20 protein-coding genes and 1 tRNA gene are annotated in these 21,634 nt (G+C 53.1%); 19 read left to right on the top strand and 2 right to left on the bottom strand.

Annotated elements, in window-relative coordinates; translation table 11 throughout:
* Window positions 1-101 precede the first annotated feature (101 nt).
* Together COMA1_RS21310 and COMA1_RS21305 are read right to left on the bottom strand one after the other, a co-directional pair.
* On the bottom strand, window positions 102-422 hold the full coding sequence (locus tag COMA1_RS21310) for a septal ring lytic transglycosylase RlpA family protein (protein ID WP_218055277.1): 321 nt from the start codon (window positions 420-422) through the stop codon (window positions 102-104).
* A gap of 12 nt (window positions 423-434) precedes the next feature.
* The gene (locus COMA1_RS21305; protein WP_218055276.1) at window positions 435-815 is read right to left on the bottom strand and encodes a hypothetical protein; all 381 of its coding nucleotides are present in this window, start codon (window positions 813-815) and stop codon (window positions 435-437) included.
* A gap of 303 nt (window positions 816-1,118) precedes the next feature.
* Here COMA1_RS21305 and COMA1_RS01155 point away from each other — a divergent pair, with 303 nt between their 5' ends.
* From COMA1_RS01155 to COMA1_RS01065, 19 genes are all read left to right on the top strand, one after another.
* Complete coding sequence (locus COMA1_RS01155; RefSeq protein WP_090742599.1) at window positions 1,119-1,376, top strand: hypothetical protein; 258 nt, start codon at window positions 1,119-1,121, stop codon at window positions 1,374-1,376.
* A 442-nt stretch (window positions 1,377-1,818) separates the two neighbouring features.
* Complete coding sequence (gene shc / locus COMA1_RS01150; protein ID WP_090742596.1) at window positions 1,819-4,002, top strand: squalene--hopene cyclase; 2,184 nt, start codon at window positions 1,819-1,821, stop codon at window positions 4,000-4,002.
* Entirely contained in the window at window positions 3,999-4,826 is an 828-nt protein-coding gene (locus COMA1_RS01145) for a phosphorylase family protein (RefSeq protein WP_090742593.1), read from the top strand. The genes shc and COMA1_RS01145 overlap by 4 nt, the downstream gene beginning before the upstream one ends.
* A gap of 205 nt (window positions 4,827-5,031) precedes the next feature.
* The gene (locus COMA1_RS01140; protein WP_090742591.1) at window positions 5,032-5,805 is read left to right on the top strand and encodes an MlaE family ABC transporter permease; all 774 of its coding nucleotides are present in this window, start codon (window positions 5,032-5,034) and stop codon (window positions 5,803-5,805) included.
* Between the two features lie 2 nt (window positions 5,806-5,807).
* Window positions 5,808-6,578 carry an ABC transporter ATP-binding protein gene (locus COMA1_RS01135; protein ID WP_090742587.1) on the top strand — a complete coding sequence of 257 codons (771 nt, stop codon included), beginning with the start codon at window positions 5,808-5,810 and terminating at the stop codon, window positions 6,576-6,578.
* Entirely contained in the window at window positions 6,578-7,021 is a 444-nt protein-coding gene (mlaD, locus tag COMA1_RS01130; RefSeq protein WP_090742584.1) for an outer membrane lipid asymmetry maintenance protein MlaD, read from the top strand. Before COMA1_RS01135 ends, mlaD begins: the two co-directional genes overlap by 1 nt.
* A gap of 62 nt (window positions 7,022-7,083) precedes the next feature.
* The gene (locus COMA1_RS01125) at window positions 7,084-7,725 is read left to right on the top strand and encodes an MlaC/ttg2D family ABC transporter substrate-binding protein (protein ID WP_245630787.1); all 642 of its coding nucleotides are present in this window, start codon (window positions 7,084-7,086) and stop codon (window positions 7,723-7,725) included.
* Between the two features lie 30 nt (window positions 7,726-7,755).
* On the top strand, window positions 7,756-8,952 hold the full coding sequence (locus COMA1_RS01120) for a BamA/TamA family outer membrane protein (protein WP_176697762.1): 1,197 nt from the start codon (window positions 7,756-7,758) through the stop codon (window positions 8,950-8,952).
* Window positions 8,953-9,371: 419 nt separating this feature from the next.
* The gene (gene dxs / locus COMA1_RS01115) at window positions 9,372-11,318 is read left to right on the top strand and encodes a 1-deoxy-D-xylulose-5-phosphate synthase (RefSeq protein ID WP_090742580.1); all 1,947 of its coding nucleotides are present in this window, start codon (window positions 9,372-9,374) and stop codon (window positions 11,316-11,318) included.
* Between the two features lie 45 nt (window positions 11,319-11,363).
* Window positions 11,364-12,548, top strand: a complete 1,185-nt coding sequence (gene ispG / locus COMA1_RS01110; protein WP_090742577.1) for a flavodoxin-dependent (E)-4-hydroxy-3-methylbut-2-enyl-diphosphate synthase — start codon at window positions 11,364-11,366, stop codon at window positions 12,546-12,548.
* A 110-nt stretch (window positions 12,549-12,658) separates the two neighbouring features.
* A complete protein-coding gene (locus COMA1_RS01105) occupies window positions 12,659-14,005 on the top strand; it encodes a glycosyltransferase 87 family protein (protein ID WP_090742574.1) in 1,347 nt (448 codons plus the stop codon).
* 62 nt (window positions 14,006-14,067) lie between these two features.
* Window positions 14,068-14,142 (top strand) — tRNA-Cys (locus tag COMA1_RS01100).
* A gap of 598 nt (window positions 14,143-14,740) precedes the next feature.
* Window positions 14,741-15,757 (top strand): adenosyl-hopene transferase HpnH, encoded by a 1,017-nt coding sequence (gene hpnH, locus COMA1_RS01095; RefSeq protein ID WP_090742571.1) that lies wholly within the window; start codon window positions 14,741-14,743, stop codon window positions 15,755-15,757.
* Window positions 15,758-15,822: 65 nt separating this feature from the next.
* The gene (locus tag COMA1_RS01090; RefSeq protein WP_141654174.1) at window positions 15,823-16,215 is read left to right on the top strand and encodes a hypothetical protein; all 393 of its coding nucleotides are present in this window, start codon (window positions 15,823-15,825) and stop codon (window positions 16,213-16,215) included.
* 463 nt (window positions 16,216-16,678) lie between these two features.
* Window positions 16,679-17,206 (top strand): hypothetical protein, encoded by a 528-nt coding sequence (locus tag COMA1_RS01085; protein ID WP_090742565.1) that lies wholly within the window; start codon window positions 16,679-16,681, stop codon window positions 17,204-17,206.
* Window positions 17,207-17,267: 61 nt separating this feature from the next.
* Window positions 17,268-17,750: a c-type cytochrome gene (locus tag COMA1_RS01080; protein WP_090742562.1), complete on the top strand. Its 483-nt coding sequence runs from the start codon at window positions 17,268-17,270 to the stop codon at window positions 17,748-17,750.
* Between the two features lie 381 nt (window positions 17,751-18,131).
* A complete protein-coding gene (locus COMA1_RS01075; protein WP_176697761.1) occupies window positions 18,132-19,844 on the top strand; it encodes a cytochrome ubiquinol oxidase subunit I in 1,713 nt (570 codons plus the stop codon).
* Window positions 19,845-19,883: 39 nt separating this feature from the next.
* Window positions 19,884-20,696, top strand: coding sequence for a c-type cytochrome (locus COMA1_RS01070; protein ID WP_090742557.1), 813 nt, complete (start codon window positions 19,884-19,886; stop codon window positions 20,694-20,696).
* Entirely contained in the window at window positions 20,696-21,631 is a 936-nt protein-coding gene (locus COMA1_RS01065; RefSeq protein ID WP_176697760.1) for a QcrA and Rieske domain-containing protein, read from the top strand. Before COMA1_RS01070 ends, COMA1_RS01065 begins: the two co-directional genes overlap by 1 nt.
* Window positions 21,632-21,634: the final 3 nt, after the last annotated feature.

Below are 21,634 nucleotides of genomic sequence, written 5' to 3'. Positions count from 1 at the left end.
GCGTCGTAACAGAGGCGCAGTACTCTTTACTCTCTTTCGTGAATGATTGAAGCGGCGGCCTATTGGGCCAGCTGCTGAATGAACGGTTATCTGGCCACGGCTTATCCTTCTTGCAGCTGAATCGTCTCGAGGTGGACTCGGGCGGTACCTTGTTCGACGAACCCGAGTTGTTCGGCTGCCCCTCGGCTTACATCAATGATTCTCTTCCCGGAGACAGGCTTATGCCGACTGGGAAAGGGGCCACGGTCATTGACTCTCACCATGAGTGACCGTCCGTTTTCGAGGTTCGTCACTTGTGCGTGAGTCGGGAGTGGCAAATACTTATGGGCTGCCGTCAATCCGTCGGGAGTGAACAGTTCGCCGTTGGCCGTCATGGAGCCGCCTGGCAACCGTCTGGTTTCTTCTCCATACCACGAGGCCAAGCCAGTTTCCTCCTAGGTCTGTGCGCTGGTCACCGTCATCGGGATATAGCGGGAGCCGTTGACGGTATAGGGAGCGGTTTTCACACGTCCGAGCCGAATCGCCTCTGTGACAGGGAGGCCATCAATGGTCTGGAGCTCATCCCTGACCAAGCAAACGTCCAATGGAGCCCGTACAACTTCAAAGGTGAATTTCCCGATGTGGTAGACAAGGTTGGTCGCCTCTTTCGTGAATTGAGATGTTTCGCGTACGATCCACACGGTTCCTTTGACGGTGCGCTTAGTGACTCGATAGCACGTTTTGATCGTTGAGACGGTTGCCTTGAGTACAGAGCAGGAGGTGAGTGTTATGATGAAGATGCTTAGGAGCCATAATGGGAACGTGACTCGGTTCATCCGCATATGCTCATAAAGAATCCGTTAGCGGCACAGAGGAGATCCCTCGATATCCATACAGATGGCGTAGTTGTGTATGGCAAGGCAGACTCCCATCCGTAACGCATCGTTGGGTACAAGCAGGAGTGTGTTTGGATCGTGCAGCGCAGGCTGGGCGTGGGCGATTGCTACTGTACGCAAAAGAGGTGATATCCGTTCAGCCTCAGCCGGAAAGAAAGAAGGTTTTCGTATGGGCGGAGGATAGGCTCGGGTATTCTGTACGTGTAGCAACAGGGAGATGTTACCGCTATCGAGGAGGTAATCATGACACCTGTCCAAGGACCAGTCAGGCTCCCGTATCCGCAATCAGTCGACGATTTCGTTCGTGCTCAGGTGATCTTGGAAGCACTCTGTACTTCACATGGGAGGAGAGACGGAACGCTGGTTCGCCGAGAAGATGTGGAGAGGCTGGAGGCGTTTGATGATCACCCCTTGGCGCCTGCCATGGGAGTGATCAATGGGCTGAAGTTATCGGCTGTCCTATGGGGCGTTATCTTCCTGGCTGTCGTCTTGATCTGGTGATCCGTTTCTCCCGCAGCGGTTTGACGTCACGTTTTTCAAAAGAGTTCCTTATTTAGGCTCATTGTCTTGTCCTAATAGAATTATATCCATATAGAGCGGTGGCTGTACTGGCCGATTCCCTCCAAAATATCAAATAGCCCGCAGTCAGACTCGCGTGAGTTCCTCTCTAATATCTAGGATGGTCCCACGTCGTGCCTCAACATAGCTTTCCAACAGGCTGTTCGTCATCACCCTAGCCACCATACTGTTCTCAATCACCTACAGGATTCGAATCCGGCAGGTACATCGGGCGCTTCTGTGTCTCTCGCGCTTGACTCGATTTTAGGTGTCTGTTATAACGCAGCAGTGCTTGTGTAGGTTTTTTCAAACACACACAAGGAGACCTGTTGTAGATGACGGTTTCTTGCCTGCCGATTGTTATTGTTTTGAGTCCTAACCATTCATGAACCTCATTAAGGCGCTTTTCAATCGCCTCTCTGACAGCTTGCTCTCTGGGACGCCGGGGAGGCTGGATCACGCAACGGAGTTCAACCCCGTGGCACCGCTTCGGTTGGTGTCGGAGAAGCCGGTCGTACTTCCCGCCTTAGATACGGCCGCAGGTCGTCGGCCAATTGGTCATGCTGTGGGACAGCCTGATTCGGTTGATGAGGCAATCAAGCGGAGCCAATCATGGTTCTTTGCCCGCCAACATGCTGAGGGCTACTGGGTTGCGGAATTGGAAGCCGATACCACTCTCACATCAGAATATCTGATGCTTCGCCGCTTTCTTGATCGGGTGGATCCAAAACGGGAAGAGATGGCGGTTCAATATCTCAAGTCGATGCAGCTTCCTGATGGAGGATGGCCCATTTATTATGGAGGACCATCAGAGATCAGCGCTTCGGTAAAGGCCTATTTTGCGTTGAAGCTGAGCGGTGTCTCGGCAGATGAACCGTTCATGATTCGGGCCAAGGAAGGTATCTTGGCCATGGGCGGAGTCCTCCAGGCCAACGTGTTTACGAAAATCACGCTGGCATTGTTCGAGCAGTATGATTGGGAAGGGGTCCCCCACATGCCTGTGGAGATCATGCTGCTTCCCAAGAAATTCTATTTCAGTATCTATGCGATCTCCTACTGGTCACGGGCGGTCTTGATCCCGTTACTGATTGTCTTCGCTCACCGGCCGGTCTGTCGGATTCCACGGGATCAGGGGATCGACGAGTTGTATTCCGTCCCGCGCGAAGAAGTGCGATATTGGAAGTATCCTCCGTTCAATAAGGATCAGGCCTGGTTTACCCCGCACAACTTTTTTGTCGCTTTGGACGCGATGTTGAAGTTGTATGACCGTATGCCGATGCGCGCGTTACGGGAAAAGGCATTGCACAAGGCCGCGGCCTGGATGGTGGATCACATCAAAGGATCTGGGGGGCTCGGCGCGATCTATCCGGCGATGGCGAACTCCATCATGGCGCTCGAATGTTTGGGTTACAAGGCTGATGATCCGCTCGTCGTCAAAGCCCTGCGTGAAATTGAGGAGCTGGAAGTCTATGATTCGGCGATGATGGATGGTGAGCGCGTCTCCACCGTGCATTTGCAGCCGTGTTTTTCACCTATTTGGGATACGGCGTTGTTGACCAATGCGTTGATCGAGGCTGGTGTGTCGCAGGATCATCCATCGCTCCAAAAGGCAGGCCGCTACCTGATGTCCCGCCAAGCCAAGACGGTAGGGGATTGGATCATCTCCTCACCGAGTGCAGAACCGGGTGGGTGGTATTTTCAGTTTGAGAATGAACTCTATCCGGATGTCGACGATTCCGCTGTTGTCATCATGGCGCTCTCAAAATTGAAGATCCCCGAACAAGAAGGTGAGCTGGACGAATCCATGCGGCGTGGCATGCAATGGGTCCTGGCTATGCAGGGCTCTGACGGCGGTTGGGGAGCCTATGACAAAGACAATAACCGAGTGGTCTTCAACTATATTCCGTTTGCCGACCACAAGGCGCTGTTGGATCCCAGCACGGCTGATCTTGCTGGACGGTGTTTGGAAATGCTCGGTGCCCTAGGGTATGACCAGACCCACCCATCAGCTGGACCGGCGCTGGCCTTTCTGAAGAAGGAGCAGGAGAAGGACGGAAGTTGGTATGGGCGGTGGGGTGTCAATTACATCTATGGGACATGGTCCGTATTAGCCGGTCTGCGTGCCATTGGTGAGGATCTTTCGGCTCCCTATATTCGCCGTGCCGTGTCGTGGCTTGAATCAAAACAAAATTCTGACGGCGGGTGGGGTGAATCCTGTCTCTCATATCGAGACGATGGTGATGATCATGGAAAAGGAGAGAGTACGCCATCCCAAACCGCATGGGCACTGATGGGCCTGATGTCGGCCGGAGCGGTTGATTCCTTCAGTGTGGCGCGTGGTGTACAGTTTCTGCTTCGGCAGCAAACGAAGGATGGATCATGGCAGGAGATTGCCCATACCGGTACGGGATTTCCTCGCGTCTTTTACCTTCGGTACCATTGGTATTGCCAGTACTTCCCCTTGTGGGCGTTGGCCATGTATCGTAACGTGCGTTCTCGTGGGAAAACACGGGCTGATGAACTGCGCCATCATCTCAAAGGAGCTGACCTCCCTCGGGCCGAGCATTGACCCCCGCTGGTCTTTTCCCTCCATTGTCTTTGATTGGGCAGCCGGGCACACGCGTCGCTATTTTTGCGGCGACACCATGGGAAATGAGAGCCATACGTTCAGCGTTCCATCCTCTGGTCAAACGAACTGTCGGTGGAATTCAGACGCTTGTGCATGCGGCTGAGGAGCAAGAGTATTGTCTGGTTCAAACCGGTGTCGGTCCGGAAAAGGCACGGCAATGTGCTGCCCGGTTGCTTGATAACCAGTCCTTCTCTCTCATAATCTCCACGGGATTTGCCTGCGCACTGATCGCAGTAGGTATTGGTGCGCTCTTAGTCGGTCATGAGGTGGTGCACAGTGGTGAGGAAGGTACGGAGTCCGTACTCCCTATCAGTGTGCCTGGGGAAGAACGGGATCGTATGGTTAGATACACTCAGGCCATAATACCTGCGGTGCGCATGGGGCGGTTTATCTCAACTGATCAGGTGATCGGGACTGCTCGGGAAAAACGAGCGTTTGCAGACAAGACGCAGGCGATCGGCCTTGATATGGAGAGCGCAGCGTTGGCGGTCGAAGCAAATCGAGTTCGTACGCCATTTATCATTATTCGAACGGTGTCGGATCTTCTCGATGAAGATCTTCCGCTTGACTTCAATCTCTTTCTCAGGCCCACTGGGTGGCTCAAAGGGATTGGGACTGTTCTAGCCGCTCCGTCCTGTCTCTTGGGGCTTGGTCGGCTTCGTCGGCAGAGCATCACCGCAGCGGAAGCCTTGACCGATTTTTTTAGGCAATATGCGACGACGAGGGCTCATCAAGGACGAGAACGCGCGTCGACCCCGATGTGACCATGAAAGTCCTTGGAGTACGAGCTCAATGAGCTCTCATGTACGTGAATTAGAGCAGGTCGGCTGCTTCGTTGCGCTTCTTAAGGCTAAGTCGGTTTCGTCGGCAGAGTATCATCACGGTGGAAGTGTTGGCCGGTTTTTTTAGGCAGTATGCGACAACGAGGGCTCATCAAGGACGAGGACGCGCGTCGACCCCGATGTGACCATGAAATTTCTTGAAGCACTGGGCCGCTGGGCTCTCACATCTGTGGCTGAAATGGGTCGGATGCTGATCTTCGTGCTGTCGGCCTTCGGCTGGTTGGCACGTCCCCCGTTTCGAGCCATTCAAACCGTTAAACAACTCCATTTCATCGGCTATAAATCGACATTCGTCGTTGTGTTGACGGCAACCTTCACGGGTATGGTGCTGGCGCTGCAGGGGTATCATACGTTGCGGAAGTTCGGATCGGAGGGGTTGCTTGGAGCAGCTGTGGCGGTCAGCATGATTCGTGAGCTGGGGCCGGTGTTGGCAGCGTTGATGGTGACGGCGAGAGCCGGGTCAGCCATGACGGCGGAGATCGGAATCATGCGGATCACGGAACAGATCGATGCGCTCGATACCATGGCGGTCAATCCGCTTCAATACTTGATTGCGCCAAAATTGGTTGCAGGGTTGATCGGCGTGCCGCTCCTGGTCGCTATTTTTGATGTCGTGGGAATTTACGGTGGCCATGTCGTGGGAGTGGAGCTGCTTGGCGTGAATGCCGGGACCTATTGGAATTCCATAGAGTCTGCGGTTGAGTGGAAAGATGTCTATGGGGGCATCCTGAAATCCATCAGTTTTGGGCTGATTATCAGCTGGGTTTGTTGTTATAAGGGGTTCTTTACCAAAATGAGTGCAGAGGGCCTGGGGAACGCTACGACTGAAGCGGTCGTACTCTCGTCGGTCCTGATTCTCGTGTGGGACTATTTTTTGACCGCCCTCCTCTTTAATCTGTAATCATGTTGAAGCTTGTCGGGGTGACGAAGACACTAGGTGGGCAGCAGGTATTGAGGGGCGTCGATCTTGCCGTGCCGGAAGGAAAACTCACGACGATCATCGGGCGCAGTGGAGAGGGCAAGAGTGTGCTGCTGAAACACATGATCGGTTTGCTCCAGCCTGATTCCGGCGAGGTGTGGGTCGATGACGTCGAAATTTCCCGGCTTCGCGGGCATGCGCTGAATGAGGTGCGCAAGCGATTTGCAATGTTGTTCCAGGGCGCGGCGTTGTTCGACTCACTGACGGTCTTCGAAAATGTCGCCTTCCCTCTCCGGGAAAAGCTCCGATTGAAAGGGCCTGAGGTGACCAACCGGGTTGAGGAAAAACTCGATCAAGTCGGCTTGACCGGGATGGGACATAAATTTCCGGCAGAATTGAGCGGAGGCATGCGTAAGCGCGCAGGGTTGGCACGGGCGTTGGTCATGCAGCCCGAGATCATGCTGTTCGATGAGCCGACAACGGGGCTTGATCCGCTCATGGCCAAGTCGATTCATGACTTGATTACGAGCATGCAGCGAAAGTTTCGGTTTACCGCTGTGATGGTGAGCCATGAAATTCCAGAAATCTTTGGGATCTCTGATTACGTGGCGATCTTGAAACAGGGGAAGATCGCGGCGATGGCCGAGCCCTCTGAGTTCCAACGAACCACTGACCCGGAAATCAAGGAATTTATTTCGGTGGGAGGGACGGTGCTGATGCACGCGCAGGCTTCAGAGGCTAAAGGAGTATCATGATGGAGAAGGCCAAGCTGGAGATGGTTGTCGGCATATTCGTATTGATAGGGATCATCTCGTTGGGGTATCTCTCCGTCAAGCTGGGGAAATTGGAACTGATAGGGGGAGATCTCTATGAGGTTGATGCGCTATTCAATTCCGCGACAGGACTGAAATCCGGAGCGGCTGTGGAAATCGCGGGCGTTGAAGTCGGGCGGGTCAAGGCGATCAGCCTCAAGGAGGATCGGGCACTCGTGCGATTGGGGGTGCACAATGGGACGAAGCTGTATTCCGATACCATAGCCTCGATCAAGACGCGAGGGATCATCGGAGAAAAATACCTGTCCCTGTCGCCGGGTGGAGGAGGCGATCCGTTGAAGCCGGGCGAGACCATCCGAGATACGGAGTCCGGCCTCGACTTGGAGGAATTGGTGAGCCAATACGTGCATGGGAAAGTCAATTAGTTCGAGTTCACGTATTTGCGCACTGCGGAAGAAGCCATCGAGTCAAAGGGAGTAGGTGGGGTATGGTGATGGGGAAGTGTTGGAACAGTGGAGGCGTGTTTCGTCGGTCAGCCGTGGGATTCTTGCTCATGGCGGCGGTGATTGTGGCAGTACCTACCCAAAGTATTGCGGGGGATCCCACGGTCGCGATGAAGGCAACTATTGATGAAGTGCTCCGGATCGTACGGGATAAAGAGCTCAAACAGCCGGGGAAGGTCGACGCGCGTCGACACATGCTCGAAACCGTGGTGGCGGCACGATTTGATTATGCTGAAATGTCTCGGCGGGCACTAGGGGCTCCCTGGAATCAACTGACAGACCAACAGAAGCAGGAGTTCGTCGATCTATTTCGAACGTTGTTGACGAATTCGTATGCGGATAAGATCGAGACCTATTCCGGCGAGGGCGTGGAGTATCTCCATGAGCGTACGGAGAAAGAGTACGCCGAAGTCCGGACAAAGGTGCTATCGGGGAAAACCGAAATTCCTTTGGATTATCGACTCGTCAATAAGGCTGACGAGTGGCGGGTGTACGATGTCGTCGTAGACAACGTCAGCCTGGTGAATAACTACCGTGGGCAGTTTACGAAAATTCTTCGTGCCGCTTCCTACACGGATCTCGTCGAACAGCTTCGCAAGAAATCAGACAAGCTCAAGGCACCATAGCACCCCGGTTCTGACGTGATGACGACGTGTATGCGTAGCCTTGCGGTCGGCCTTGCTCTTATCTTGTTCGTAGCCCTGTGCCTTGCGGCTCCCGGCGAGCTTCAGGCCGAAGTCAAGCTCTTCCCGATCCCTGCCGTCAGCAGCAGCAAAAACGACGGCAACGATATCGGGATGATCGTGCCGGCTCTCTTTACCGGGCCGGATGGGGATTTGAAGTATCTTGTTGCCCCGATGGTGGTCTACAACTCGATCGTTGGGACGCGCGGCACCGTCAATTTGTTTCGCTATGAGCCGGGAGGAAAGGAGCTGCGGGGAATCGCTTCGTGGACTGAGCGGATCGAGAGGAAGTTTTTGTTAAGCTATGTCGATCCAGGTTTTAGTGACGGCCGATATAGTATTGGCTTCAGTGCGACGCATTTCAAAAACGCCACGGTGCGCTTTTTTGGGGTCGGGCCGACAACGCGGCAAAATGACGAGACGAATTATACGGCATCCGAAACAAGATTGAACTGGAAATTTGGTGTCTATGCCAACGAAGTGACACAGGTCGCCGTGAGCCAACGACTTCGCCATATGCAATCGATCCAGGAAGGGGCGACGGATCTTCCTTTTTCAGGCTCAAATTTCCCAAACGCTCCGGGTGTCGATGGCGCAACCGTCCTTGGTCAACGGATCAGCTTCCATTACGATACTCGGAACAATCTCGTGACACCGACCGATGGGATGGCGGTGACGGCTTATGCCGAGCTGAATTATAACTTCAAAAACGGCGAGCATCCGCTCTATTCGCGGTATGGGCTTGATGTGAAGAAAATGTTTGCCAGTGAATCCAAACGGGCCATTTTGGTCATTCACGGGGAACTACAAGCGACGATCGGGACGGATGTGCCATTTTTCGAGCAAAGCTCGCTCGGTGGACAGAATTCGTTGCGTGGTTTTGGCGTGGATCGATACATCGACAAGCAGATGATCGCGTTCAGTGTCGAAGAGCGAATTCATATCCTGCGAGCGCGTCTTGCCGGGGTTATGGCCGATTTTGAGATTGCCCCGTTTATCGATACGGGGCAGGTGTTCAACTCGTTCAAGAACGTCAGCTTCAAAGACTATCGCATTACACCGGGCATTGGGTTTCGGGGAATTATTCGTCCGAATGTCGTGGGACGAATCGACTATGGCTTTAGCAAGGAAGGGGGAGCCATTTTTGCTGGACTCGATTTCCCATATTAACAAGCCTGGGGCAAAACTCTTCTCGCTCCCATACATAGGGCGAGCACAGTGTGCATGTGATCGAATCTGAATAGTCTGAGGGAGGCTCAACATGGCATCTGGCAAGGTTCCTGCCGGTTGAGATGTAGTGCCACGACTGTATTGTGCGTGAAGCCTCTCCTGAACGGTGGGAGCACGAAGTTCGAGGATTTTTGGGCACCCGGTCCGCTATGAGCTGGGAGAGATCGACGACTCAATCAGGGTTCGTGCCACTGGCGCCGTGAGTGATTTCTGATCTCCGTGTACCTTTCGTAAGTACTTGACTTCATGTAGTTTCTGTGTGAAACTTCACCCAAAATCGCTCCTGGATCATGCCAGGGAGAGCGTATTCCTGCCAAAGGCGGTCAGCGTCAATGGTAGACAAACGAAGGAGAGTATCCATGTCCATCTTGAAGAAGATCCATAGTCCGGCTGATCTGAAACGACTATCTCCCGACCGCTTCCCAGCGTTGTGCCAAGAGATTCGTGAACAGATTATCGGCGCGGTCTCCAGTGTCGGTGGACACCTGGCTTCAAATTTGGGAGTCGTTGAGCTCACAGTCGCGCTGCAGTATCTCCTCGATACGCCGACCGACAAGATTGTGTGGGACACGAGTAACCAGTCTTATACACATAAACTACTGACCGGTCGCCGAGAACAGTTCCATACGCTTCGCCAATATGGAGGACTGAGCGGGTTCTGTAAACGGGAGGAAAGTGAATACGACACATTCAATGCCGGACATGCCGGGACTGGGGTGTCGGCTGCCTTCGGTATGGTGGAAGCCCGTGAACAGTTGAAGCAAAAGCATAAAGTCGTGTGTGTCGTCGGTGACGGGGCGATGACGGCCGGTATGACGCTCGAGGGTCTGCACCATGCCGGAGGGCTCGGAAAAGATTTCCTCGTGATCCTCAACGACAATCAGATGTCGATCTCAAAAAATGTCGGGGCGATCTCCGCGTACTTGAGCCGAACGATTACAGGCGAGTTTTACGGGAAGATGCGTGAAGAAACGGGGCAGCTGCTGGGTAAGATTCCTCATATTGGTAGTGATATGCAAAAGCTCGCCCGTCGTGCTGAAGAGCTAGCAAAAGGCGTGATTCTTCCTGGATTGCTGTTCGAGGAGCTTGGGTTTCAGTACAGTGGTCCTATCGATGGACACAACTTCGAGCATCTTCTTCCAACGCTTGAGAATGTGCTGAAAATGAGGGGACCGGTCCTTCTCCATATCATTACGAAGAAAGGGCTCGGGTATGAGCCGGCGATGAAGAATCCCGTGTGGTTCCATGCCTGCCCACCGTTCGTTCGCGAAACGGGTGCCCCCGCGAAAAAAGCCGCGCGGCCATCCTATACGGCGCTCGCCATGGAGACGCTGGTCAAATTGGCCCGTGAGGATAAACGCATTGTTGCCATCACGGCAGCCATGTGCGAAGGCACAGGTCTGACGGCGTTCGAAAAAGAATTCCCCGATCGTCTCTACGATGTCGGTATTGCCGAACAGCATGCCGTGACATTTGCGGCAGGGCTTGCAGCCCAAGGGCTGAAGCCGGTCGTGGCGATGTATGCGACGTTTCTCCAGCGAGCGTATGATCAAGTCGTGCACGACGTGGCGACGCAGAATCTTCCCGTGGCATTCTGTATCGATCGTGGCGGCCTCGTGGCTGAGGATGGAACCACTCATCACGGTGCCTTCGACTACGCCTTCTTGCGCCATGTTCCCAACATGGTTGTGATGGCGCCAAAAGATGAGAATGAGCTTCAGCATATGATGAAGACATCCTTGGAACATAATGGTCCGATTTCGGTGCGCTATCCGCGCGGAGTGAGCCTGGGCGTGAAAATGGACGCGACTCCGCAGGCGCTTCCCATCGGGAAAGGTGAGTTGCTGAAGGATGGGACAGATGTGGCGATCATGGCGATTGGCGTATCCGTGTGGCAAGCGATGGAAGCCGCGAAGCGCCTCAGCGAAGAAGGCGTCTCCACGGCGGTCGTCAATGGGCGGTTTGTGAAACCTATCGATCAGGAACTGGTCGTGGATGTCGCGAAGCGGGTTCGGTATGTCGTGACGGTTGAAGAAGGCTGCAAGATGGGTGGGTTTGGCTCCGCAGTGCTTGAGACACTGGCCGAGGCGGGCGTCTCCGGCGTGAGGACCAAGGTGCTTGGTTTGCCTGATTGGTACATCGAGCAGGGGCCGCAAGATTTGCTGCGGGAACGATATGGGTTGACGGCGGAAGGAATTTATCAAAGTGTCAAGGAGCTGATCGGCAAGGCGCCGGCAGAAAAAACACAATTTGTCGGGACAGCACATGCTGGTCATCTTCCACATGGAGACGAGCAGGGCAGTTAAGAGTTACGTAAGGAGTGAAGGATACGGGGTAAGGCGAGTAGCTGGATGCATATTTCAAGGCGAAAAACTCGACAGATTCAGGTTGGTTCAGTAAAGATCGGTGGCGATGCCCCGGTGTCCGTGCAATCGATGTGCTCGACCGATACGCGCGATGCCAACGCGACGATCGAAGAGATTCGCCGACTCGAAGAAGTCGGCTGCGAACTCATCCGTGTTGCCGTGCCGGACGAAGAAGCGGCGGCCGCTCTTCCGAAGATCAAGGCGGCAATGACGGTGCCGTTGATCGCTGATATCCATTTTGATCATCGTCTTGCCTTGAAAGCAGCGAAAATCGTCGATTGTGTCCGGATCAACCCTGGAAACATCGGTGCCTGGTGGAAAGTCGAAGAAGTTATTAAGGCTGTGAATGACCGAGGCATTCCACTTCGCGTCGGAGTAAACGGGGGGTCGCTTGAACGACCTCTGCTGGAAAAGTACGGGTGGCCTTCTCCTGAAGCCTTAGCCGAGTCAGCGTTGAACGCGGTTCGTTCACTTGAGGATGTCGGCTTCACCAATATGAAGGTGTCACTCAAGGCTTCTGATGTACACCATGCGATTGATGCCTACTACCTCTTTGCGATGCAGTCGAACTATCCCTTGCACATCGGCATCACCGAAGCCGGTACGGCGATGACCGGCGCTGTGAAGTCGGCCATGGGCCTCGGATATCTTCTTTCTCAGGGAATCGGGGATACGTTGCGGGTGTCGCTTGCTGCTGATCCGGTAGAAGAAGTGAAGGTCGGCTATGAGATTCTAAAGTCGCTCGAACTCCGCCACCGCGGAATCAACGTCATCGCCTGTCCGACGTGTGGACGGGTCGAGATCGATGTTGTCAGAATGGCGAATGAATTGGAGAAAAAACTCGGCCATATCAAGACACCGTTGAACGTATCCGTGCTCGGCTGTGTGGTGAATGGGATCGGAGAAGGAAAAGAAGCCGATATCGGGATTGCCGGCGGCGAGGGGAAAGGTATTTTGTTCAAGAAAGGCAAGCTTGTCCGAAAGGTCCCGATAGAAGAACTGATGGACACGCTGATTGTGGAAGTGGAGCAGCTCGCGAAGGAGAAAGAAGCGGAAGGCAGTAGTGAGCCCGCTGCTTCCATTGCTGCTAACGGATGGGAACCTCTTATTCCTCAGGGCGATCAGCCCTCAACGCTCGGCAAAGAAATTCCAGTCCTGCCTCACAGATAGTTCAGTTCTCGCACTACGGCATTTCGCACCTATTCAGTTTCCCTCTGGACATGGCTCATCAAAGAAACAATTGACGTGTCGTTCTGGCGCATGTCACTGTGCGTGGCAGCATGCAATTGCAATCGATCATCCATTGGATTTGTGATCTCGCCAAAACTCCGTTCTTTGTCCGACTAGCAAGACTCGGCCTTACCATTGCCGCAGTCATACACGGCTACATTATTTCCTTCGGGCGGTCGTATCACTTCCGTGACATCGATATCCATCGCGAGATCGGACGGCGCTTTCTCACCGGCGAATATCTCTACGCCAATGACTACTGCTACATGTATTTGCCAACCACCGGGATTTATTTTGCTCCACTGCTCATGCTGGAAAGAAATCCAAGTCTGGCCCTGCGGTATGCCGTGGCTATCGGATGTTTAGTCATGACGGTGATATTCTTTCACCGGATGGTGTGTGGATCATCCGTCACGCCACCGTGGAGTCGATTGCTGATAGGAGTCGGCGCAGGTGCATTAACACTCCAGTTCATCTTGAACGATCTTGATGACGGCGGTCCACATCTCATGCTGTTAGGGATTATTGCTGGGGCAATCTATGCGATATGGGTCGGGAGGGAATGGCTGGGCGCTGCCTTGATGGGCTTCAGCATCGTTCTGAAGATTACGCCTGCGCTCTTCGTGCTGCTGTTTCTCTGGAAGCGGCAGTGGCGGCTTGCCTCATACACGGTCCTCGCGACCGTTCTTTGGATTCTGCTGCCCATTCTTTATATGGGGCCGACGAGTTGGTGGGACCATCACATGGAATGGACGAGGAATGCTGTGTTATCGGTACTTGATCGACAGGTGGAGGGGCGGCAGGAAAATGAGCTGCAGAAGGCCAACCTTTCGCTCCGCCATACCATGCTGCGGTATCTTGTGACCTATCCCCCAACTCATCGATTGCGGCTGGTAGATGAGAGTTACAAGCCGGTGTTGGATTTTCCTGGACCGCTGGCGAACGCCATTGTTGGGGTGGCTGTCATCAGTATCGTCGGATTATTCGCCTGGTCTAGTCGGCGAACATTTCAAGGGCCTGGAGATTCGGAATGGGGGCGAGAGTGTGCGGGAGTCCTTCTCTTGGCACTGTTTCTTTCGCCCATCACGTGGGACCAGCATCTCGTCTGGATGATACCGGCGGCCTGTATCGTCGTAGCTGCAGCAACAAAGATGAGCGGAGCGTTGAGCCGAACAGGATACACGATGCTGGCGGTGTATGTGGTCCTGACGATGGTACTGAATTATGAAGTGGTGGGGAGAGTCAGATGGGAAGCCTTAAAAAGTTATCATCACCTCGGTTTTGCCATGCTCATTTTGTATGGTTTGCTTCTCAGTACTAAGAATCGAGGGATTTCCTCTAAGCTTCGGTCAGAACCTATACTTCCTTCCTCTCCTCGAATTGCAAGTGAGATCTAATATGCTGGCGTCGTTCTTGTCTTGAGTTCTGGAAAACGAAGCGATTATAATGCCGATCCCGGGGCGCCGTACCCAAGTGGTAAGGGAGCAGTCTGCAAAACTGCGATGCAGCGGTTCGAACCCGCTCGGCGCCTCCATACGTTGCTGCCCGCATCGGTAACCCACTAAAGATAGAATCAGCTCTTCACGACAGCTGGCTGGATAGACATCGGCGTCAGTACTGGAATTGACTTTGCTTGACGTCTGAGCCATGTCCTCGTAAATTTTGTGTGGAGTGGCTTATCCTTTAGCAACCGCTTTCTGCTCGGTCGCAGACGAACAATAATTCGTCAGATTTTCTCTTTCGACATTGAGACAGGGAGACTTTGTGTCGATGGGATGAGCCCTTCCAATATGTATTCTCTTCTCTAAGGCATGGTTGCATAAGGTACGGACGAGACTTGTGCCTGTCCGTGTATTCGCCTGAGCGGGAAGTATCTTTGTCGCGGGTCAGAAAACTACTAAAAAAAGATCATGTCAGTCACATAGGTGTTGATCCCATGCTTGTCGAGATGGCCGTGGGCAATTCTTCGTTGCGGCTCTTCTCGGTCTGATCGATAAGGAAATTGACGACTTATAGGCGAGATGTTACAATCCCGAACATTCTTGTGCCTCCAAGTACAGCTATACTGATGTAGCTGTTCAGATATAGACAGGGCTCTTAAAAGTACAATCAGTTAGGTGAAGGAGAGCGGAATGGCTGTTCCGATTTCCCAGATGTATACCGTGGCAAGTTACGTCCTTTCGAATAAGCTGAAGGGGATCAAGCGATATCCCTTGGTGTTGATGTTGGAACCGCTGTTTCGCTGCAACCTGGCTTGTGCTGGCTGCGGGAAAATCCAATATCCCGACCATGTGCTCGATAAACGATTGACCCCGGAGCAGTGCTGGGCCGCGGCTGAGGAATGTGGTGCGCCGATCGTCGCTATCCCAGGAGGGGAGCCGATGATCCATCCCGAAATCGGACGGATCGTCGAGGGCTTGGTGGCGCAGAAGCGCTATCTCTATGTCTGCACGAATGCGATCTTGATGGAACGCAAACTCAAAGAGTTCGCACCGTCGAAGTATCTGACGTTCAGTGTACATATGGATGGATTGAAGAAGGAGCACGATCTCGCAGTCTGCCGAGATGGGGTCTACGACGTGGCGGTCAAGGCGATCAAGGAAGCGCTGAAGCTGGGCCATCGCGTGACGACGAACACCACGCTGTTCGACGATGCCAACCCGGACCGGGTGCGCCAGTTCTTTGATGAGATGATGTCGCTCGGCGTGGAAGGCATGATGATTTCGCCGGGCTATAGCTATCACAAAGCGCCGGATCAACAACATTTCCTGAAGAAGGCCAAGACAAAGGAGCTGTTCTCGAAGATTCTCGGTCAGCCGAAGGGGTCGTGGAAGTTCAATCAGTCCCCGCTCTTCCTGGATTTTCTGATGGGGAAGAAAGAGTATCAGTGCACGCCCTGGGGGAATCCCACATACAATGTGTTCGGCTGGCAGAAGCCCTGTTACCTCTTGCAGGAAGGGTATACGAAGAGCTTCCGCGAGTTAATGGAGACCACGGCCTGGCAGGACTACGGCACAAGCGCCAACGAGAAATGCGCCGAATGCATGGTCCATTGTGGATATGAGGCTTCGGCGGTAAGTGATACCTTCGGCACCGTGTCAGGCTTTGCGCGCACGGCGAAGTTGACCTTAATGCCGACCTCGCGATAATTGCGTCACATGTCATTCGTCGAACCATGGCACGAGTCTTTAGGTACGCTTGACGGGGCCTTGTCATGACTGATACCAAAAGCCATTCATCCAGTCCATCCGGTTCCCTGGAAGGCCGTATGGTTACGCCGGCCACGGAACAAGAAAAGGCGGAGGCCATTGAGATGGCCTTCGATTACCGTGGCGATGTAACACTTGGGCTGGCATCGGGTGAGCACATCGTCGGGTTTCTCTTTAACCGCCACGCCAGCGGAGAGCATCCCTCAATCGATTTTTTTCCTGAGGACAATCCCTCCCCTCGCACTATCTCCTACGCATCGATCATCTCGATCGCCTTTACCGGCGAAGATACGGCAAACGGCAAGTCGTGGGAGGCCTGGGCATCGAAAAAAGAATCCGAGCGCTGCGCAGAAGCGGCTCGCGTCGAAGAGGATGCACGCACACGGGGCTACCTCTAGCGAACCGTGAAAAGCGAAGCCGCGCGTGACCGACCGAACCCCTCATCGATGCGGCTCAGCTTTCCTGGTTATCCGGACGAAATAGATTTCGTCATCGCATTTTCTTTGCACCATCCCTGTCCGTGGGGTGCACTGAGTAAAGTAGAACCTACCTGAGTCGAGGGGGATGGCAGGGCAGCCAGGGATCGTTCTTTTCACCCGCGAAGGGTCGAAGCCTCACCCGTTGGGTGTCGACGGAGAGGCGAACAAGACCGATCGGTTTTCATATCCTCGCTCACGTCATCATCTATACATGTATTCTAGATCCTAACAAACGATGCCCTTGGCATCCATGTCCCTCTCGGAAGGCCTGTCTGTTCATTGACAAAGACCAGTTGCTGTGCTAGAAACCCGTGCCCCGATGCGGCGCGCTCGGGCTCCGGCGGTGTGCATTTTTTGAGGAGCGACGAGTAAGCAATTGAGCGTGAGGTTTGGTAAGAGAGCGTCAGGACGGCTACTCGTAGTTGTAGGTTATATCGTTCTGAATGCCGGTTTTCCTTCCATAACTTCGGCGACGCACGAAGCCGATCACCGCTTCATGGTTGAAGGCTATGTCTGTGGGGAGGGCGGGGTTGGTGTCTCGAATACCGATGTGCTCGTGAAGGACACGAGGATTTCGTATGGTCAGGTCGTAAAAACTAATGGGGATGGGTACTATAAAGCCATGTTTCATCTCCATAACGACAATCTTGGTGATCCGTTGCTGATTGAAGCGCGTGGAGAGCAGAAGAATTTGAAAGTTGAATTCGACGTTAAAGATCTCGAAAGTGATCGGAAGATCCGGGTTGATTTTGGAGTAGAATGTAGTGCAGGGAACCCACCGTCTTGGATTTGGTGGGGAAGTGGTGCAGCTGTCCTGGTGGCTGGCGGGGCAATTGGCGCTCGGCTCCTCAGTTCTCCTGGTGATAAGGTGAGGGGTAAGGGGAGGTCGCAGGGTAAGAAAAAGGCGTAGTCGTTGCTGTTGGTCTGCCACCGTACCCGTTTTGTTCCTGTAAAGTCGTGGTTCTAAGTTTATGAAATTTCGATTTCCTCATGTCCCGGTCGCTCTGAGTCTGGGATTACTAGTCGCCTGTAGTGGTGGTCAGGAGAGTGAGGGGCCGATAGTGCCTCCACCCCCGGCTCCCGCTGAGTATGCGGATAAACACATGCCGGCGAATTGGTGGGAGGATGCACAGAAGCTGGAAGAGGGACGCAAGCTTTTCGCGGGCGAAGCGAATCCAGATGTCAATTGTGCCAGCTGCCATGGAAAAGATGGGAAGCCGGTCAAGGCAGGGGCTACCGATTTTCGAAACCCTGAACGGATGAAGCTCTATTCTGATGCGGTATGGTATTGGCGGATTTCCGAGGGTGTGCCGAATACGAAGATGAAGGGGTGGAAAAGTAAGCTCTCGGATGATGACCGGTGGAAGCTTGTGTTATATGAGCGAAATTTTGGTCTGCCTGGCAAGTTTTGGAGTGTGGAAAAATCTCAGTGGGTTGATGTGGGCGGTAAGTGATGTTCGACCGATATGAGATGTCAGCATATCAAGCAATTCACTGGGTCGCGATGTCATGCTGGTGGTGGTCTTCTCGCTGAGGTATGGGAGAGCTGAGAAGTCTCAGGGGTTTTTCGGGAGGTACTCAGGGATTCACTTACTCGTTCATTGACTGCGGATCTGAGATACTCCCGCCGGGTTTTTGACAATTTTGGGGAGGCTGTGGGACTCAGTTCTCATGGGTTCTAGGTAGGCTAGTTCGTCAAGATGTAAGTGCTGGTCTGGTGGTTCTCTGACGTTGTACGTATGTGGATGCTTGCAAATGGTAGAGGTAGTTGTGAGTCATAGGCTCCTCAGCGTTAGATTCTTCTGTATACAAAGGATAGGGGGCAACGAGGCACCGTGAAAACACATTCGAGCAGTCTCCTGGCTCTCGCTCTTCTGGCGTTGCTGTGCGGTTTGGGTATTTCAGACGTATTTGCCCAGGAAGCTGGGATTTCTCCCGTAGACTTCCCGTACACCGGAAATCGAACGGCGGTATGGATCGTCGCGCAGCTACATATCTTGTTTGCAGCCTTTATTCTTGGAGCTCCAATCTTCGTCGTGATTTCCGAATGGTTGGGCTATCGGAAGCAAGATGCACGATACGATCGTCTTGCTAAAGAAGTGACCAAGGTGACGGTGATTCTTTTCAGTATGACGGCAGTGACCGGCGGGTTGTTCATCTTTGTTCTTCTTGCCGCCTACCCCCAGTTCACCACGTCTTTTATCAATCAATTCTATGTTGTCTTTGCGATTCTCTATCCAGCCTTATTTATCGCCGAGACCATTCTCATGTATGCCTATCTTTATACCTGGGATATTTGGAAGGGTGAGAAGAAGGGGCGTCATATTGCATTAGGTGTGCTGCTGAACCTGGTATGCCTGCTCATCCTGTTTGTGATCAACGGTCCCACATCGTTCATGAATACCCCACCGAAGGCCGAGGGTGTTTCACCGCAGGACTTTCTTGCTGCGGCGACCTTGTGGGATAAAATTGCGAACCAAAGTTGGTTTCCGCTCAGCTTGCATCGAATCGACGGGAACGTCGCATTTGGTGGTTTCATCGCCGGGCTGATTGCTGCCTATATGTACATGGCGGCCAAAACAAAGGAAGAACGGGCCTATTACGATTGGATGGGGTTCGTCGCGATTTGGATTGCGGTCGGGGGATCGTTGTTACAGCCCTTTACTGGACTGTTGTTGGCCTACGAGATGTGCGACTACGACTTCTCTTTTTGCCCCTACATGATGGCCGATCAGCTCTCGATGTTTTTTGAGATGCAGGGGATCATGATCGGGCTCTTGTTTCTGGGGATCAACTATTACAGTTGGTTGAGTGTCAAGCGTATTGAAGGGGCTGACAATGTTCGGATAAGCATCCTGGCCCCCATTGTGTTAATTGTCCTGCTCCCGGTCACCATGTGGGTCATGAACAGTTGGTGGATTCCGGACCCCATGTCGCTGGCCTTCCTCCTGCCTCTAACGCTGTCGCCGTTCCTCCTTGGCCGCTTTGTGCCAATGACGGTTTCTGCACGGACGGTCATCAAGATTGGGTTTATCGTCATGCTCATCAGTGACGCGGTCTGGCTCACTCCTGCTGGTTTTGTGGCTACAGGGACCGACATGCCAGATGAGATGAAATTGCCGGAAGGCTGGGACTATTTATCGTCTATGCCGGCTAAGCTGTCCGCCATTTTGACATTAGTGTTTGTGACCATCGTCAATTTCGTCTTGTACAACCGTGCGATCAAGCAGGGCACCATTATATGGGGGAAGATTGATTTCGCAGCTCAATTCGTCTTGATCTTCCTGGCGTTCACATCCACCTGGATTATGGGATTAATGGGAGCGGTACGCTCGCTCTTGAAGAAGTATTTTCATACCTACAGCCTGGTATCGGATCTTAGTGCGGAGTCGTTTACTCCAACGCTTTCATATTCTGCTGGATGGATTACTGCGATCACGGTATTTTTTATCGCTGTTGTGACAGTTGCAGCTCTGATTGCCATTCGGCCGTCTGTGGCGCCGGCCAAAGAGCCTGAGGCGAGTCCTGTTCCTGTTCCGGTCAAGTAATCACTTTGTGGAGTGTCTACCGAGGCAGCGAGAAATCACATGTGGAACTTATTTAAAAAGTTAGCGGTTGGATTAATTGTCGGTGGCGGGCTGGTCGCCATTGCGAATTCGCAAGAAGTGCCTGTTAGCTTCCAGCTCTTATTCTTTGCCATCTCGGTGATTGGCGCAGGGATCTTTGCGCTTCTTGACGCAAAGACCATGGACGTGATGAGCGGAGGGATGTCTTTCCTCACCGTGACCGCGTTCTGGGTCTTTCTGATCTCGGTGTGTGTCGCGGGTGCGTCATTCTTGCCACAATTCGATCCTGAGGATGAAAAGGCTAAGATCGGAAAGCTCCTGGATAAAGAGCGAAAACAGTCCGCCCAAGGGAAGACGGAAGAGCTGATTGCTCGCGCTAAGGCTCTCGATCAACAAGTGAAAGCGCTTGAGGATCGCCTCAAGGGGGTAGGTGGAGGGCAGGCGGTAGCCGCACCACAAACTCCTCCTGCTGGAGAAAAGGCCGCTGCTGCAGGTGGTGGCGCAGCCTCCGGCGACATCATGAAAATTGGTGAAGAGCAGTGGCAATTGCAGGAATGCTACAACTGCCACAAGCTGAGGGGAGAGGGCGGTAAGAAGCGTGGTCCGGAGTTGGATAACATCGGCACTCTGTTGACTGTCGAGGAGATTCAGCAAAAAATAGCTGACCCCAAGAGCTTTATGGCCGAGGGGTATGACAAGGAATGGCAAAAAGGCATTATGCCCGACAAGTTTAAGGATCTCATGGATCCTAAAGAAATGTTGGCGCTTGCCACATGGCTAGGTTCCTTCAAAAACACCGCAATCAATACTCCCAAGCCAATCAAGAAAAAGTAATGCTGCAACCAAAATTGAAATCTAAGGTCCGGTGTACGGATCACGAGATCGGGGAAGTTAGCCGGGTAGTCCTTGATCCCCTTTCCCATGAAATCAGTCATATCGTCGTCTCCATGAACGGCAGTGGGGAGCGACAGGTCTTGATGGCCCAGGTGCAGGATGTCACGGAAGAGGCGGTTCAGCTCCGGGCTCCTTCTGCGGATATCTTGGCGTTGCCTCCCTTCAAGCGAGAAGACTATGTCACGACGCACGAGGTAGAGATCTCGCATCTTGAAGATAATATCCATGTCACGCCTGGCGAGGTGTTGGTCCCTCTTCCCGATCTAGAGAAGAGCGTCAAGCGTCGAACATTTTTCATGAACTTTACCCATGTCATTGGGTTTTTGATCGGACTGCCTCTCGCGTATCCCATCCTCCGGTTCCTGATGAAGCCGATGTATGCTGATTTTGACAACGCCTGGCTTAAGGTCGGGAATGTGAGCAAGATCAAGCAAGAGGATGTCGGAACTCAATTTAAATACAAGAAACAGGTCAAAGAAGTGTACATGCCTGAATACGAAGTTGAGAAGAATGTCTGGGTACTCCGGGCGACTCCCGACTTACTGGAGAAGGTATATCAGGGTAAAGATGTCGACTTTCATGACGCCAAGGGGAAGGTAATCTGGACGAATAAAAAAGATATTCCCTATATCGCATTTTCCGGTAAGTGCCCCCATCTTGGGTGTGGCTTCAAGTGGCGCCAACACAAGACCCTGGGCCAGGTATTTCTCTGTCCCTGCCATTTGAGTATCTACGATGCGGGCGGGAAAGTTCTTGATGGGCCGGCTCCCCGTGGCTTGGATGCACTGCCGGTGAAGGTTTCCCCTTCCGGCGAGGTTGAGGTCATCGATATGGAATTTAAGGCCGGCACGAAGTCACAAATTCGGATTGTGTGAGCG

Origin of the sequence: Candidatus Nitrospira nitrosa (assembly GCF_001458735.1) — a bacterium.
Classification (GTDB): domain Bacteria; phylum Nitrospirota; class Nitrospiria; order Nitrospirales; family Nitrospiraceae; genus Nitrospira_D; species Nitrospira_D nitrosa.
Note: the sequence above shows the minus strand (reverse complement) of the source record. Positions and strands in the feature narration are given on the sequence as shown.